Here is a 15,678-nt window from a genome sequence, read left to right as displayed (position 1 = left end):
ACATGGGCGAAGCACGCGCCGACGACCGGCCGCGGGGACTGTGGCGGGACGCGGACTTCCTGAAATTCTGGTCCGCCGAGAGCCTGTCGATGTTCGGCGCGCAGATCTCCTTGCTGGCGATCCCGCTGCTGGCCGCCACCACCCTGGACGCCACACCGTTCGAGATGGGCGTCATCAACGCCGCACAGTTCGCCCCCTACATGCTGTTCACCCTGCTCGCCGGGGTGTGGATCGACCAGAGCAGACGGCGCCCCATCATGATCGGCGCCAACTTCGGCCGGGCGGTGATCCTCGGGCTCATCCCGCTCCTCACCGCCCTGGACGTGATGGGCGTGGGGCTGCTGAGCGCCATCGTCTTCCTCGCCGCCACGCTCACCGTCCTGTTCGACCTCGCCTACCAGGCGTACATACCGTCGCTCGTCGGCCGCGACCACCTGATCGAGGGCAACGGCAAGCTGGAGGGCAGCCGTTCGCTCGCCCAGGCGAGCGGGCCCGGCCTGGGCGGTGTGCTCGTCGGGCTGGTCACCGCGCCCGCCGCGGTCCTCATCAACGCCTGTACCTACCTCGTCTCCGCGATATCCCTGCTGTTCATCCGCCGCCCCGAGGCGGCTCCCGCCTCGACGGCCGCCGAGGGCTCGGTGGTCTCCCGCATCGGCACCGGCCTGCGCCTGGTGGGCCGCAACCCCTACCTGCGGGCCATCGCGGGCGAGGCCGCCACGTACAACCTCTTCAACCAGGGCCTGTGGGCCGTGCTCATCCTGTACTTGACGCGCGAACTGCACTTCAGCCCGGTCGTCCTGGGCGTGGTGATGGCGATGACCGGCATCGGTGCCTTCCTGGGCAGCCTGGTCGCCGGACGGCTGGGGCGCCGCTGGGGCATCGGCCCCACCATCATGGTGACGATGGTGATCGCCTGCGCCGCGCCGCTGCTCATCCCCGCGGCCGGCGGCGGGCGGGTCCTCAGCGCCGTCGTGGTCGGGCTGGCCCTGCTCATCAACGGCATGGGCGTGGTCATCAGCAACATCCAGGTGATGAGCCTGCGCCAGACCGCCGTTCCCTCGGAGATCCTGGGCCGGGCGAACGCCGGCTACCGCTTCCTCGTCACCGGCACCGCCGCCCTCGGCGCGCTGCTCGGCGGCTGGCTCGGCGGCCTGATCGGGCTGCGGGCCACGCTGGTGGTGGTCGGCCTGGGCACGCTCACCGCCCTGGTCTTCCTCGCCCGCTCCCCGCTGCCGCGGCTGCGGGACCTGTCCGAGGTGGTGCCGGACGACGGGCGCGGGAACACCGGACAGGCCCCGGTCCCGCCCGCCGTGGAGGCGGGCGAGGCCCACTGAGGACGGCGCGACGCCCGGCGCCACGCCGTCGGGGCCGGGCGGCGCGCGCGTAATATCCGGCCTGTTCCCCCGGTGCGCCCGGGGGCGTGGTCGCAGGCAATCCGAGAGAACGGAAGATCATGGGTATCCAGCTCCAGAACGTCGTGATCGACGCGGCCGACGCCGGCAAGCTCGCCGGCTTCTGGGCGGCGGCCACCGGGTGGGAGGCGGCCGACTGGTCCAGCGCGGAGGAGGCCGTGGTCCGCAACCCCGACGGCGGACCGCACCTGTACTTCATGCGCGTCCCGGAGGAGCGGGCCGGCAAGAACCGTGTCCACCTCGACCTGGGCCCGGGCGAGGACAGCTCGGCGAGCCGGGAGATCGAGCGGCTGGCCGGCCTCGGCGCCCGCGTCCTGTCCGAGCACGAGAGCCACACCGTCCTCGCGGACCCGGAGGGCAACGAGTTCTGCGTGACGGGCGAACGCGACTGACCCGGCATCCACGACGAGGGGCCCGGCCGATCACGGCCGGGCCCCTTCGTGCGCACGCGGGCGGATCAGGGCGACTGGAGCGCCAGCCGCGCCGCGAAGCCGATCAGCAGCAGCCCCGTGACCTGCTCGATCCGGGCCCGCACCCGCGGGCGCCGCAGCACCTTGCCGAGCCGGTCGACCAGGATCACATAGGCGCTGAACCAGAGCAGATAGATCACCGCGAACACCAGCGACAGCAGCAGGGCGTTGGGCAGCACGCTCTCCCCGGCCGGCAGGAACTGCGGCAGGAACGTCACGAAGAACAGGGCGACCTTGGGGTTGAGCGAGTTGGACAGGAAGCCGTGCCGCAGGTACTTCCGGTCCCGCGCCGACGCCTCCTCCTCGCCGTCCTCCGCCGCCCGCGACCGGGTCAGCCGGGCGCTGCGCAGCGTCGCGATGCCCATCCACACCAGATACCCGGCGCCCACGATCTTCAGCACGGTGAACGCCGTCGCCGAGGCGATCAGCAGCGCCGAGATGCCCAGCGAGGCCGCCGCGACGTGCACGCTCAGCCCCAGCACCCCGCCCACCATGGTGAGCAGCCCCGCCGCCCGCCCGCCGGAGAGCGCGTTACGGGTGATCAGGGCCTGGTCCGGGCCCGGGATCATGATCAGGACCAGGGAAGCCGCGGCGAACGTCAGCACGGGGCACCCCCGCCCCCGGCGGGAACCGGCCGGAGCGCACCGGCGAGCGCCCGCAGGACGGCGGCGGGCTGCTCGCGCAGATAGAAGTGACCGCCGGGGAACCGCCGTACGCTCACCTCCGCCGTCGTCAGCTCCCGCCACGCCTCCAGCTGCTCGGCCGTGACGTGGTCGTCCCGTCCGCCGAAGACGGTGACGGGGACGTCCAGGGGCTCCTCGGCCCGCCAGGTGTAGGTCTCCAGCACCTGGTAGTCGGCACGCAGCGCGGTCGCCGTCAGCGCCCGCAGCTCCGCCGAGGCCAGGACCTCCTCCGGGATGCCGCCGTGGACCCGCGCCACCGCGTCGATGAGCTCGTCGTCGGGCAGCCGGTGCAACGGCTCGACCGCCCGCGGCAGATGAGGCGCCGGGAAGCCCGACACGACCAGCCGGGACGGCAGCGGGCGGCCCGCCGCGCGCAGCCCCCGGGCGATCTCGTACGAGACGAGCGCGCCGAGACTGTGCCCGAAGAAGGCGTACGGGGCACCGCCCGCGCCGAGCGGCACCTCGGCGAGGAACGCCTCGACCAGCGCGTCCATCGACGTGAACGGCGGCTCGGCGGCCCGGGCACCCCGCCCGGGCAGCTGGACGGCCTGGAAGTGCGCGCCCGGCAGTTCACGGGCCCAGCGAAAGTATTCCGCGGCCGAACCGCCCCCGTGCGCGAAGCAGTAGAGCTTGGGGGCGGCCGGACGCGGCGCCCCGCCGATGAGCCAGCGGGGCGACGCGACAGTGTGCATGGGGAGCCTCACACCCCTGCCGGGAGGGCGCCGGTCAGGTGCCGGGCCAGGGCGTCGGTGGTGAAGTGCTCCAGGACGTCCTTGGGGCGGGCCTGGACGCCCAGGTCCTCGCGGAGCCGCGCGCAGATCACCAGGGTGGTGGCCGAGTCGACGCCCAGGTGGTCCAGGGGCGTGGTCGGGTCGATCTCCCGCGGGGCGATGTCGAGGATCTCCGCCAGGAACTCCACGAGCCAGTCCATGACCCGCTCCTGGGTCAGCGGGGGTATCACGTTGTTCATCACTTGTCCTCCGGCATGAGCTCGGACGGGCCGAGCAGCTGCTCCAGGTATCCGTCGAGCGCTTCGACGGTCGTGTACTGAAGGACCGTACCGACCGGCACGGCGACACCGAACGCCGACTGGATGCCGGCCACCAGGCGCGCGGCGAGCAGGGAGTCGCCGCCCGCCTCCAGGAAGTCGTCGGCCAGATCGACCTTGTTCAGGCCCAGCACCTCGCGCCACAGCTCGACCAGCTTGTGCTGCCGGTCGGTACGCGGCGGCCTCGCCGGCCGGCCGCGCATCGAGCTGCGCGCCCCCGCCTTGGCCAGCGCCGCGCGGTCCACCTTCCCGGTGCCGCTCAGCGGCATCTCGTCCAGCGCGAACAGCTGGGCGGGCAGCATGTGCTTGGCCAGGTGCTGCGCGGCGAACGAGCGCAGCTCGTCGGGCGCGAACCGGCGGCGTACGGACGGACCCTGGGCGACGATCACGTCGAAGCCCACCGACGCCGGCCCGCCGGAGGTGGTGAGCACCTCCGCGTCCGTGAACCCGGCGGCCGCCAGCTCCCGCTGCCACTGGGCACGGTCCAGCAGGCAGTGACCGGTGCGCAGATCGGTGTCCTCGAAGTTGTCGAAGCCCTGCTGAAGGCCCATGACCAGATCGAACCACGGGTGGAAGGTGGTCTGTTCGACCAGCAGCAGCACACCGCCGGGCGCCAGCACCGAGCGCAGGCTGTGCAGGGTGCGCCGGATCTGCCGCATGTCGTGCAGCACGCTCGCCGCGATCACCAGGTCCGCCGAGTGGTTCTCGAACCCCTGGGTCTCCGGCGGCAGATCGAGGTCGAACAGCTCGTACCGTACGAACGGGTAGGCGTCGAAGGCCGACTGCGCCCGGTCGGTGAAGTAGCGGGAGATGTCCGTGAAGACGTACTCGGTGCGCTCGGCCGGCAGCAGCGGCAGCAGGTGCTGCGTCAGCGAACCGTAGCCGGAGCCGACCTCCAGGACGTTCAGCGGCCGGTCGGCCGGCCACTGCTCCGTCATCGCGCGCACGGCGTCGGTCGCGGCCGCGTACGTCGGCCCGAACAGCCGTGCGTAGACGCCGGGGGTGCGGTCCGAGGCGTACAGCTCGGCCGAGTGGATGCTCTGGGTGAGCACCCCGGCCAGGTCGCCGGCGAGGGACAGCATCCAGTCACTGACGTCCTCGGCGATGCCCAGGACGTCCTTGAGGACCGTGCGGGCGCGCCCGGCCAGCTCCGCGGGGAGCTCGGCGGGCAGCTCCCGTGCCACCTGGAGGCCCGTCGGCTCCACGCGCCGCAGGTATCCGCCGCTCTCCAGGCCGGCCACGGCCCGGGCGAGCCAGCGCTCGTAGCGGGGCGCGACACCGGCGCCGCGCAGGGCCGCCGGGTCGAACGGCTCACCGGGGGAGTGCGGCAGCCCGAAGGACCGGAAGGCCGCGGCCGCGGCGGTGAGGTACACCTCGTTGAGCATGTCCCAGGCGGTCCGCAGCTCGTCGGGGCCCGGACCCTGCGCGGGCCGGCCGGCCGTGCCGCACAGCGCCCGCCACTGCCCGCCGCTCACCTCGGAGTCGGCGCGCTCGGTCACGAAGAGCGTGTCGTCCTCCTTCACGGGCACGACGTAGCCCAGCAGGCGGGCGGCCCCGCGGTCGTCGGAGGACTTCACCACGACGGCGCTGTCGACGCCCGGGTGGCGGGCGAGGGTCGACTCGATCTCGCCGAGCTCGACCCGATGGCCGTTGATCTTGACCTGCCCGTCCCGCCGGCCCAGGAACTCGATCGACCCGTCCGGCAGGTACCGGCCGAAGTCGCCCGTGCGGTAGAGCCGTTCGCCGGTGCGCGGGTGCCGGATGAAGCTCGCGGCCGTGCGCTCCTCGTCGGCCCAGTACCCGCGCGCCAGGCCCGTGCCGCCGATGTGCAGTTCGCCGGCGGTCCACACCGGGCACGGGTCGAGGTGGGTGTCCAGGACGTGGAAGGTCTGATTGCGCAGCGGGGTGCCGTACGGCAGGCTCTTGGCGCCCGCCGGGACCTCGCCCACCGTGTGGGAGATCGACCAGATCGACGCCTCCGTGGCGCCGCCCAGGCTGATGACCTCCGCGTCCGGCCACAGGGCGCGGATGCGGTCGGGCAGGTCGACCGGGATCCAGTCGCCGCTGAGCATCACCAGACGCAGCGCGTCGGGTATCTCGCCACCGGCCTCCAGGTGCTCCACCAGCATCTGCATCTGGGCCGGCACGGAGTTCCACACCGTCACCCCGTACTGGCCCATCAGCTTGGCCCAGTGAGAGGGCTCCGAGCGCATGTCCGGGTCGGGCAGCACCAGCGTGGCGCCCGCGGCGAAGGTGCCGAACAGGTCGTAGACGGACAGGTCGAAGCCCAGGTCGGCGAGGCCGAAGACACGGTCCTGCGGGCCCACGCCGAAGCGCTCGTTGATGTCGACGACGGTGTTGAGCGCCGCCCGGTGCTCGATCATCACGCCCTTGGGGGCGCCGGTCGAGCCCGAGGTGTAGATGACGTACGCCAGGTCCTCCGGCGCGGCGGGGCCGGACGCGTGCCGGGCACCGCTCACCGCGCCCCCCACCCGGTCGGCGAGGACGCGCGGCACGCCCTGCGGCCACTCCAGCCCGGCGTCCAGTTCCCGGTCGGTGACGACGGCCAGGGCCTCGCCATCCGCCAGGATGCGCTCCCGCCGCTGCGCGGGGAGCCCGGCGTTGACGGGCAGGTAGGCGCCGCCGGCCATCATCACGCCGTACGCGGCGGCGACCTGGGCGGGGCTCTTGTGCAGGGTGATGCCGACCAGCCGGTCCCGCGCGCCCGGGCCGGTGTGCTCGCCGACGAGCCGGGCGACGGCCTCGGCGTGGTCGGCCAGCTCACCGTAGGTCACGCTCTCCGTGCTGGTCAGCACGGCGGTCCGCTCCGGGTGCGCGGCGGCCGCGTCCAGCAGCGGCTCGTGCAGCAGGCCGGCGGGCAGCGTGCCGGTGGTGTCGTTGGCCCGCTCGCGCCCGGTCAGCTGGTGGGCGGGCAGCGCGACGCTCAGCTCCTCGGCCCACATGGCGTCGTCGGAGGCGAGCCGCTCGACCAGGCCGCAGTACGTGGCGAACATGTCGTCCAGCAGGCCCTCGGGGAAGAGCTCCTCCACGCAGTCCCACGTCAGGTCCAGCGACCCCGTGATGTCGACGACCTGGTGGTCGAGCCACACCTGCGGGGTCTGGCTGACCCGGTAGGAGATGTCGCCGAAGTAGTCCATGGCGCCCGAGACGTCGGACGCGGTGCCCAGGCCGCTGGTGAAGACCACCGGCATCGTCTCGAAGCCGCTCTGCAGGCCCCGGCGGCGGCGCTCGCGCAGCGTCTGCAGGGCGCTGACGTGACGGTGGCGCAGGTCCCGCTGGAGCTGCAGCTGGGTGGTCTCGACCCGCTCCAGGAGCGGCCGGCCGCCGGCGGCGTCCACCTCCAGCAGACAGATCGAGGTGAAGTCGCCGACCACGCGGCGGAGATGGGGGTGGACCGATCGGTGGCCGGCGCCGTCCTCGGTCAGCAGCAGCGGCAGCCGGTTGAACAGCGTCAGGTTGAGGGTGAAGCGCCGCGTGCCGCTCCAGGCGGCCAGCACCTCGGAGAAGACCGTGGCCAGCACCGCGGTGGGCGTCAGGCCGCGCTCCTCGCAGCGCGCCTGAAGACGCTTCCACTCGGCCTCGGGCAGGTGGAACTCCCGGTGCGTGAAGCGCGGCTTGTACACGCTCACCGGGGACTTGGCGAGCGGCAGGTCGGGCGGCGGCGCGAGCGTCTCGGCCCGTGACGTCCAGTACTCCAGCGCCTTCTTGTGCCGCGGCGCCTCGGAGCCCCGCTCCAGCGCCAGCGCGTACTCACGGAAGGTCACGTCGACCGGGGGAAGTTCCAGCCCGGGGTCCTGGCACAGCGCGCTCCACTCGCTGAACAGCAGCGTGATGCTGGCCAGGTCCACCATCAGCAGGTCGAGGCTGATGTGGATCCGGTCGTGCTCGGGCAGCCGGGTCAGGCGGATGTCGAACAGCGGCCAGTCGGCCGCCGTGTAGACGTGGTGCGACATCTCCTCCCGGATGCCCAGCAGCGTGCGCTCCCTCTCGTCCTCGGACGCGGAACGCACATCGGTACATCGGACGTCGAACTTCGGGACGGTGGCCAGCACGCGCTGCTGCCCGTCCTGCCCCACCACCGCCCGCAGCATGTCGTGGCGCTCGATCAGTTGACGCCAGGCACTGGAGAGGCGCTCGGGATCCACCCGGCGCCCCTCCAGCTCGAAGTAGGCATGCGGAGCAACGTTGCCCAGAACGAAGTTGGACCCCCGGCCGACCCAGTAGGCGTACTGGATCTCCGTCAGCGGGAACTCCTGGAAACGTGCTGCCGACGGCCCTGCCGCCCGCGCGGTATCGGTCACGGGTTCCTCTCCCATTTCTCTCGCGTACTCGGTCTTTCTTGTCGGGCGGCCACCGGCCGCCCGACGGGCGCCGGCGGTCTCAGCCGCGGGCCAGCGCCCGGCGCGCCCGGTCGGCCACCGCGGCCGCGGTGATGCCGTTGCGCTCCAGCAGATGCCGCTGCCCGCCCGTACCGGCGGCGAAGGTGTCACCCACCGCCACCCGCAGCACCGGGCAGCCCGCGCCCAGCTCGGCGACGACCTCGGCGACGGCCGAGCCCAGACCGCCCGCCGCCCAGTGCTCCTCGACCGTGACCACGGCACGGGTCGTCCGCGCCGCCTCCGTCAGGGCCCCGGCGTCCAGCGGTTTGACGGTGTGCATGTTGAGCACCGCCGCCTCGACGCCCTCCCCGGCCAGCTCCTCGGCGGCCGCCAGGGCCGCGAGCACCGGGTAGGGGCCGGTGGCGACCAGCGTGACGTCGCCGCCCTCGCGCAGCCGCTGCGCCCGCCCGACCCGCAACGGCTCCGGGGCGGGCGGGAGGTCCTCGGTGGCCCCGCGGCCGAGCCGCAGGTACACCGGGCCGGGGATGTCGGCGCAGGCCCGCACCAGCTCCTCGGCGGACGCCGCGTCCGCCGGCACCAGCACGGTCATGTTGGGCAGCATCCGCATCACCGCCAGGTCCTCCAGCGAGTGGTGCGTCGCCCCCAGGTGCCCGGCCGACAGCCCGCCGTGCGTGGCGGCGATCCGCACCGGCAGATTGTTGAGCGCGATGTCCAGCTTCACCGCCTCCACCGCCCGGCTGGAGGCGAAGGTGGCCATCGTGTTGACGAACGGGACGCGCCCCGACCTCGCCAGTCCCGCGGCCACGCCCATCAGGTTCTGCTCGGCGATGCCGAGGTTGATGTAGCGGCCGGCCGCGGTGCCCCAGTCCACGCCCGAGAACAGGCCCGTGTCACTGTCCAGGCACACCAGCCGTTCGTCGGCCGGCATCAGCTCGGCCAGGACGTCGCGGTAGACGTCCCGGTTCGCGCGCGGGGACACCTCCGCCGGTACGGCCGGGGTCCCCGGCTCGGCAACCGTCACGGTCATGCCGTCGTCTCCGTTCTCCTGCCCTGGGCCCGCAACACCGCGAGCGCACGCTTGTGCTGCCGGCCGGCCAGCCGGGCGTAATGACTGCGGGCCTGGCCCTCGACGTACGGCAGGCCCTTGCCCTTGACCGTGCTCGCGAGGACGACCGTGGGCCGCCCCGGCACCTGCGGGGCACCCTCGAAGGCCGCCCGCAGCGCCTCCGTGTCGTGGCCGTCGACCTCCAGCACCGTCCACCCGAAGGCGCGCCAGCGGTCGGCCAGCGGCTCCAGACCCACCGTGTCCTCCGTGGACCCGGTGATCTGCAGCCCGTTGCGGTCCACCACCGCCACCAGCCGGTCCAGCCGGTGCGCGGCGGCCGCCATCGCCGCCTCCCACACCGAACCCTCCTGGAGCTCGCCGTCGCCCAGCACCACGAAGCACCGGCGATCGCTGCCCGAGAGGCGGAAGTCCAGCGCGAAGCCCACCCCCAGCGGCAACCCGTGCCCCAGCGACCCCGTCGGCATCTCCACACCCGGCACCGCCGGGTTGGGGTGCGCGGTCAGCACACTGTCCGGCGCGCCGTACGCCGACAGCCGCTCCTCGGGGAAGAACCCCCGCTCGGCCAGCGCCGCGTACAGCCCGATCGCCCCGTGCCCCTTGCTGAGCACCAGCAGGTCCCGCTCCGGCGCCTCCGGCTCCGCCGGATCGAGGCGCAGCACCGAGTGGTAGAGCGTCACCAGTATCTCCACCAGCGACATCGACCCGCCCAGATGCCCGCCCTCGGGATTGGCGCACATGTCCACGATCAGTTCCCGGACCCGCTGGGCGTGCTCCGGGAGCGTCCGCCCGTCCGCCGTCACTGTCATCACGATCCACCGTCCGTACGAGGTGCCGGCCGGGCCGGAAGGGACGGCACCAGCGACAGCTGATGCCGGGGGCCCAGGCGCTCGCCCAGCTCCTGGAGCGCGTGGGTCAGCACGTCGATGCCGCGCAGGAAGTCACTGAGCGCGATGTGCTCGTCGTCGGCGTGGTCGAGCCGGCTGTCACCGGGGCCGTACGTGGCCATCGGGACGTCCCACTCCTCCGCCAGCGTGTTCATGTCGGAGGTACCGGTCTTCACCTTCATCACCGGCCGCGCCTGCTGCGCCCGGATGGCACCGGACAGCGCCCGCACCACCGGGTCGGTACGGCTCACCCGGCACGCCGCCACCGAGTTGACCACCTCCAGCCGGCCCGGGAGCAGCTCGGCCAGCCGCTCCACCAGCCCCTGCGCGTCGTAACCCGGCGGCGTACGGATGTCGAACTCCGCCTCCGCCTCGGTCAGATCACCGCGGATCGACACCAGCGTCGCCCCCGGCACGTCGAACCCGCCGTGCCCGGCCTGCGGGCCCAGCAGCTCCAGCAGCACCGGCCAGGCCGCGCAGGCCAGCTCCGACGCCTTCGGGACCGGGTTGCTGGGATGCGTCGGCGCGCACTCCACCCGGTAGCGCAGGTCGAGCTTGCCCTTGTAGCCGATGACGGCCGTCTGCCAGCCGCTGGGCTCACCGATGATCAGCGCGTCAGGCGCCTGGTGGGTACGGCGGATGTGCACCGCGCCCCGCGACAGCGGGGTCTCCTCCTCCACCGCGCCGACCACCACGATCCGGCCGCGGAAGTCCACCGCGTCGGCCGCCGCGCAGATCATCGCCGCCAGCGGGCCCTTGGCGTCCACCGCGCCCCGGCCGTAGAGCCGGCCGCAGTCGATGCGCACCGGAATGTCACCGGGCACCGTGTCCATGTGGCCCAGCAGCATCACCGTCGGCCCGGCCCCGCGCGAGATCTCCCCGACCGCGTTGCCCGCCTCGTCCACGTACGCCGAGAAGCCCATCTCCCGCATCACGCCCACCAGATGAGCGGCGAGCCTGCCCTCACCGTAGGACGGCGAGGAGATCTGGAGCATGCTGCGCAGCAGCCCGATCGCGTACGGCTCCGAACGCGCGCCGGAGCACCCGGCGTTCTCGTAGGAAGTCTCCGTCGTCATCGCCCGGCTCCGATCGCGCTGCCCGCGGCGTCCGGCGCGGATCCGGCCGGCGTGTCGTCCAGCACCACCTCGGTGGCCCGCCCGTCGAGCGCGGCCCGCACCGGATCGCGGCGCCGCCCGTCGGCGATCAGCACCCGGCCCACACCGCCCTGCAACGCCTCCCGGGCCGCGACGAGCTTGAGACCCATCCCGCCGCCCGTGAACGGCGGCGTCCCCGAGGGCGCCACCGCGCACACCGGCAGCACCGAGTCCTCGTCCGCCGGGTCCGCGAGCACCCCGGGCGCCCCGGTGAGCAGGACCAGCGTGGCCGCGCCCAGGCCCGCCGCGACCGCGGCCGCGGCCCGGTCGGCGTCGGTGTTCACCGGACGGCCGTCCTCGGCCGTCGCCGGCGGCGAGACCACCGGCACATGACCCGCGGCCAGCAGGGTCCGCAGCAACGCGGCGTTCACCTCGGTGATCCGGCCGCTGTGGTCGTCGCGGATCACGATCCGCCGCCCGTCCACGACCGCCCGGTGCGCGGTCTTGCGCCGCGCCCGCAGCAACCCGCCGTCCAGGCCCGTCAGGCCCACGGCGGACACTCCGGCCGAGGCCAGCGCGGTCAGCAGCCGGGGCTTGGCCAGCCCCGCCAGCGCCAGGTGCACGACCTGGAGGGTCGCCTCGTCGGTGTAGCGGGCCGACACCCCGTCGGGAGCGGTCAGGCGGTGCGACGCCACACCCATCCGGGCGGCCAGGCTCTCGATGTCGGCCGAACCGCCGTGGACCAGCACGACGGGACGCCGCTCGCGCGTCAGCCCGGCGATGTCCTCGCACACCGCCAGCGGGTCGACGGCGGCATTGCCACCGCACTTGACCACGATGGTCTCTTGCATTCTCGTCCCCTGCCTCGCTTGGCCTCGACTTGGTCAGTGAGGGGTCAGTCAGCCGGATGGTTCGGCGGGTGGTCAGTTCGGGTGCAGACCGGTGAATTCCAGGCCGGTCTCCTCCGGCCAGCCGAAGCGCACGTTCAGGCACTGCACGGCATTGCCCGACCCGCCCTTGACCAGGTTGTCGAGCGCCCCGACGAGCGAGGCGCGCGTTCCGTCCCCGTCCACCGCGAACCCCACGTCACAGAAGTTCGAACCGGCGAGGATCTTCGGCTCGGGCAGCCGGTACGCCCCCCGCTTGTGCGCCACGACGCGGACGAACGGCTCGTCCGCGTACGCCTTGCGATAGGCCGACCGCACGTCCGCCTCCCGCGTCCCCTCCGCCAGCCGCACCCGGCACAGCACCTGCACACCGCGCACCGCTTCCACGCCGGTCGCCGTCATCCGCACCGGCAGCCCCGTCGCCTGGGCGATCTCCGCCTCGTGCCGGTGCCGGGTCGGCGCGAACAGCCGCATCGCGCCGCTGCGCTCGGCGTGCAGGTTCGACGACCCCGCCGAGACCCCCGAACCGCTGGACCCTGTGCGCGCGTCGATGTCCACCGAACCGTCGATCAGCCCGGCCTCGGCCAGCGGACGCACCGTCAGGATCCCCGCCGCCGCCATGCACCCGGGCACCGATATCCGGTCGCTGGAACGCAGCTCGTCGCGGTGCCACTCCGGCAGCCCGGTGGTGAAGGAACCGAGGAGGGCGGGGGCGGTGTGCCCGGTCTCGTAGTAGTCGGCGAAGACCTCGGCGTCCCGCAGCCGGAAGTCGCCGGACAGGTCGATGACCGTGCCGGCCAGCTCCAGGTACCGGGCCATCCGCCCCATGGTCTGCTTGTGCGGCATCGCCAGGAACAGCACGTCGTACGAGCCCGCGCGCTCCTCCAGCGCGTCGTGGCCCGCGAACGACAGGTCCGTACGGCCCCGCAGGTTCGGATGCGGACCGTCCACCCGGCGCCCGGCGAAGGTGTTCGACGTGGCCAGGGCGACCTCGACCCGCGGGTGCCCGATGAGCAGCCGCAGCAGTTCACCGCCGATGTACCCCGAAGCCCCCGCGACCGCTACTCGAAGCATGACTGCGACCTCGCAATAAGATGATCGACGATGCGGTCGGCCACCGGAACGTCCGGACCGACGGCGCGCTGGAAACCCGAGAACTCCACACCGTGGTTGACCTCCAGCACGAGGACGCCGCCATCGGTGTCCTCCACCAGGTCCACCCCGGCGATCTCGGCGTGCACACACTGGGCGGCCGCGACCGCCAGCTTGGCCAGCTCGGGCGTGAGCGGACAGTTCCGCGTCTCCGCCCCCCGGGCCACGTTGGTGCGCCAGTCGGCGCTGCTGCGATAGGTGGCGCCCAGCGCTTCGTCACCCACCACGACGACCCGGATGTCCCGGTCCGGCTTGGGAATGAGCTCCTGGACGTAGACGATGTGCGACACCGGCGACGGCAGCGCGGCGATGTACTCCATCACCGTCTCCGCCGTCTCCCGGTCCGGCAGCTTCGACACCAGCCGGCCCCACGAGCCGGTCAGCGGCTTCACCACCGCCGGATAGCCGATGGCGTCCAGCGCGTCCAGCGCGGCCTCGGGAGTGAGCGCGAGCGCCGTACGGGGCGTCGGCAGCCCGGCGTCGCGCAGGGCCACCGACGTGCGGTACTTGTCACCGCACACGTCGATCGCCCGCGCCGAGTTGACCACCGTCGCACCGGCCGCCTCCAGCGCCCGCGCCGCGTACAGGGCACGCGCCTGGCCGATCTCGCGGTTCAGCACGAACGGCCAGGGCGTGCCCGACTGCTGGAGCACCCGCCACAACGCCCGGCTGTCGACGAACTCATACGGCAGCCCGCGGCGTTCGAGGGCCTCCAGAACGCGCTTCTCATCGGCGCGCAGCCGCGAGGCGACGACGGCGAACGGCGCCGCGGGCGCCGGGCGCGTGGCGGCGGTCACTCGCCCCAGTCCTCTTCGACGTCGGGGGCCAGAGCGACCTGGAGGGGATCGACCGTGAGGACCTCCAGCTCGCTGGAGCAGTCCCCGCACTCGATGATCTCGTTGACCTTGGGGGGTTCGGCGAGAGCCACGGAGCTCTCGCACTCGGGGCAGATGACCATTTGGCTGTTCCCTTCCGAGACCGCCCGGACCTGTCGTCCGGGCTCCGGCCTCCACTGGATCGCTGGACAGTAGATCCGCCCGACCACGAGGGCTGCGTCCATCGCGGTGATGAATGCGCTCCCGAACTCCGTTGACCCCCCACCGCGCCGAGCACAACGTGTGTCGACACGCGTCCCCACCGGATCGACGCCACGTCGACACCCCGTCGCTCTTTGCCGCGCCGGGCCGCTCCGGCCTTTACACCGCTCGGCGGGCCGTGCGTTGCTGGCCCCCGCAGCGGCCCACCGGCCGCGAGCCGGCCCGCTAGATCTGCGGAGCCCGTGGAATCCGTGGAATCCGTGGAGGGAAATTCTTGTGAGCGACCTCGGAGCCCGACCGAAGATCCTGGCGCTGTGGAGCGCACCGCGCAGCCGGTCCACCGCGTTCTTCCGCATGATGTGCGAGCGCGGCGACTTCCAGGTGCTGCACGAGCCGTTCTCCTACCTCGCCGAATTCGGACAGGTGGAGGTCGACGGCGCGCAGCGCCGCACCGAGGAGGAACTCCTCGCCGCCATGCGGGGGATGGCCGCACGGTCACCGCTGTTCTTCAAGGACACCACCGACGAGCGCTACGCCGGCGTCCTCGACGACCGGCGCTTCCTCACCGAGGACGCCGTGCACACCTTCATCATCCGGCACCCCGTCGAGACCATCGCCTCGTACCACGCCATCAACCCGGACGTGCGGCGTCACCAGATCGGCTTCGAGGCCCAGTACGAGCTCTTCCAGGCGGCCTGGGAGGCGACGGGCCGCGTGCCGGTGGTCATCGACGGAAACGACCTCATCGAGAAGCCGGAAGCCGTCGTGGAGGCGTACTCGCGCGCCGTCTCCATCCCCTACCTGGAGAAGGCCCTCAACTGGCAGCCCGAGTCCCGCAAGGAATGGCAGCCCAGCGAGCGCTGGCACTCCGACGTGAGCACGAGCAGCGGGTTCACCGCGGAGCGGCGCACGCACGACGTCGACGTCACGACGCACCCCGTCCTCGGCGGCTACCTGGAGCACCACCTGCCGTTCTACGAGAAGCTCCGCGCCCACCGGCTGGCCGTGTGAACACGGGAGCGGCGATGAGCACGCCGGACGGCGCGAGCGGGGCGACCGTCTGGCTGACGGGCCTGCCGAGCGCCGGGAAGACGACGATCGCGCGTGCGCTGGCGGAGCGGTTGCGCGGTGAGGGGCACCGGGTGGAGGTGCTGGACGGGGACGAGATCCGCGAGTTCCTCTCGGCCGGTCTGGGCTTCTCCCGCGAGGACCGGTCCACCAACGTGCAGCGGATCGGCTTCGTGGCCCAGCTGCTGGCAGCGCATGGTGTGAAGGTCCTGGTCCCGGTGATCGCCCCCTACGCGGACGCCCGGGAAGCGGTGCGCGAGCGCCACCGGAAGCAGGGCATCGGCTATGTGGAGGTGCATGTGGCGACGCCGGTGGAGGTGTGCTCGGTGCGGGACGTGAAGGGCCTGTACGCCAAGCAGGCGGCGGGGGAGATTTCCGGGCTGACGGGGGTCGACGACCCGTACGAGATGCCCGTGGACCCGGACGCGCGGATCGCGGCGCACGAACTGAGCATCGACGACTCGGCGGACGCCCTGTACGCGCTGCTGGGAGAGAGGGGGCTGCTGTGAGTGTTCG

At 72.8% G+C, this 15,678-nt stretch carries 15 protein-coding genes; 4 read left to right on the top strand and 11 right to left on the bottom strand.

Features of this window, described 5'->3' with window-relative positions:
- Positions 1 to 2: 2 nt before the first annotated feature.
- The gene (locus J7E86_RS20085; protein WP_215083099.1) at positions 3 to 1,334 is read left to right on the top strand and encodes an MFS transporter; all 1,332 of its coding nucleotides are present in this window, start codon (positions 3 to 5) and stop codon (positions 1,332 to 1,334) included.
- Positions 1,335 to 1,453: 119 nt separating this feature from the next.
- Entirely contained in the window at positions 1,454 to 1,804 is a 351-nt protein-coding gene (locus J7E86_RS20080) for a VOC family protein (RefSeq protein ID WP_215083098.1), read from the top strand.
- 65 nt (positions 1,805 to 1,869) lie between these two features.
- Here J7E86_RS20080 and J7E86_RS20075 read toward each other — a convergent pair whose 3' ends face one another.
- The 11 genes from J7E86_RS20075 to J7E86_RS20025 all read right to left on the bottom strand — a co-directional run bounded on the left by J7E86_RS20075 (position 1,870) and on the right by J7E86_RS20025 (position 14,015).
- Positions 1,870 to 2,487 carry a LysE family translocator gene (locus tag J7E86_RS20075; RefSeq protein WP_215083097.1) on the bottom strand — a complete coding sequence of 206 codons (618 nt, stop codon included), beginning with the start codon at positions 2,485 to 2,487 and terminating at the stop codon, positions 1,870 to 1,872.
- Entirely contained in the window at positions 2,481 to 3,257 is a 777-nt protein-coding gene (locus J7E86_RS20070; RefSeq protein WP_215083096.1) for a thioesterase II family protein, read from the bottom strand. The genes J7E86_RS20075 and J7E86_RS20070 overlap by 7 nt, the downstream gene beginning before the upstream one ends.
- A gap of 8 nt (positions 3,258 to 3,265) precedes the next feature.
- The gene (locus J7E86_RS20065) at positions 3,266 to 3,535 is read right to left on the bottom strand and encodes an acyl carrier protein (RefSeq protein WP_215083095.1); all 270 of its coding nucleotides are present in this window, start codon (positions 3,533 to 3,535) and stop codon (positions 3,266 to 3,268) included.
- Positions 3,535 to 7,935, bottom strand: a complete 4,401-nt coding sequence (locus J7E86_RS20060; protein WP_215083094.1) for a non-ribosomal peptide synthetase — start codon at positions 7,933 to 7,935, stop codon at positions 3,535 to 3,537. Before J7E86_RS20060 ends, J7E86_RS20065 begins: the two co-directional genes overlap by 1 nt.
- 79 nt (positions 7,936 to 8,014) lie before the next feature.
- Positions 8,015 to 9,001, bottom strand: coding sequence for a transketolase family protein (locus J7E86_RS20055; protein WP_215083093.1), 987 nt, complete (start codon positions 8,999 to 9,001; stop codon positions 8,015 to 8,017).
- On the bottom strand, positions 8,998 to 9,846 hold the full coding sequence (locus J7E86_RS20050; protein ID WP_215083092.1) for a transketolase: 849 nt from the start codon (positions 9,844 to 9,846) through the stop codon (positions 8,998 to 9,000). The genes J7E86_RS20055 and J7E86_RS20050 overlap by 4 nt, the downstream gene beginning before the upstream one ends.
- Complete coding sequence (locus tag J7E86_RS20045) at positions 9,846 to 11,000, bottom strand: M20/M25/M40 family metallo-hydrolase (protein ID WP_215083091.1); 1,155 nt, start codon at positions 10,998 to 11,000, stop codon at positions 9,846 to 9,848. Before J7E86_RS20045 ends, J7E86_RS20050 begins: the two co-directional genes overlap by 1 nt.
- On the bottom strand, positions 10,997 to 11,869 hold the full coding sequence (locus tag J7E86_RS20040) for a [LysW]-aminoadipate kinase (protein WP_215083090.1): 873 nt from the start codon (positions 11,867 to 11,869) through the stop codon (positions 10,997 to 10,999). The genes J7E86_RS20045 and J7E86_RS20040 overlap by 4 nt, the downstream gene beginning before the upstream one ends.
- Positions 11,870 to 11,941: 72 nt before the next feature.
- Entirely contained in the window at positions 11,942 to 12,979 is a 1,038-nt protein-coding gene (argC, locus tag J7E86_RS20035; protein ID WP_215083089.1) for an N-acetyl-gamma-glutamyl-phosphate reductase, read from the bottom strand.
- On the bottom strand, positions 12,967 to 13,854 hold the full coding sequence (gene lysX / locus J7E86_RS20030) for a lysine biosynthesis protein LysX (RefSeq protein WP_215083088.1): 888 nt from the start codon (positions 13,852 to 13,854) through the stop codon (positions 12,967 to 12,969). Before lysX ends, argC begins: the two co-directional genes overlap by 13 nt.
- A complete protein-coding gene (locus J7E86_RS20025) occupies positions 13,851 to 14,015 on the bottom strand; it encodes a lysine biosynthesis protein LysW (protein ID WP_087929928.1) in 165 nt (54 codons plus the stop codon). Before J7E86_RS20025 ends, lysX begins: the two co-directional genes overlap by 4 nt.
- A 355-nt stretch (positions 14,016 to 14,370) precedes the next feature.
- Between J7E86_RS20025 and J7E86_RS20020 the strand changes: the two genes are divergently transcribed.
- Together J7E86_RS20020 and cysC are read left to right on the top strand one after the other, a co-directional pair.
- Positions 14,371 to 15,105 carry a sulfotransferase family protein gene (locus J7E86_RS20020; protein WP_215083087.1) on the top strand — a complete coding sequence of 245 codons (735 nt, stop codon included), beginning with the start codon at positions 14,371 to 14,373 and terminating at the stop codon, positions 15,103 to 15,105.
- Positions 15,106 to 15,119: 14 nt separating this feature from the next.
- Positions 15,120 to 15,671 carry an adenylyl-sulfate kinase gene (gene cysC, locus J7E86_RS20015; RefSeq protein ID WP_215083086.1) on the top strand — a complete coding sequence of 184 codons (552 nt, stop codon included), beginning with the start codon at positions 15,120 to 15,122 and terminating at the stop codon, positions 15,669 to 15,671.
- Positions 15,672 to 15,678 lie beyond the last annotated feature (7 nt).

Origin of the sequence: Streptomyces sp. ISL-11 (genome assembly GCF_018614525.1) — a bacterium.
Taxonomy (GTDB): Bacteria; Actinomycetota; Actinomycetes; order Streptomycetales; family Streptomycetaceae; genus Streptomyces.
The sequence above is the reverse complement of the archived record's forward strand: the minus strand, read 5'-3'. Positions and strand labels throughout refer to the sequence as shown.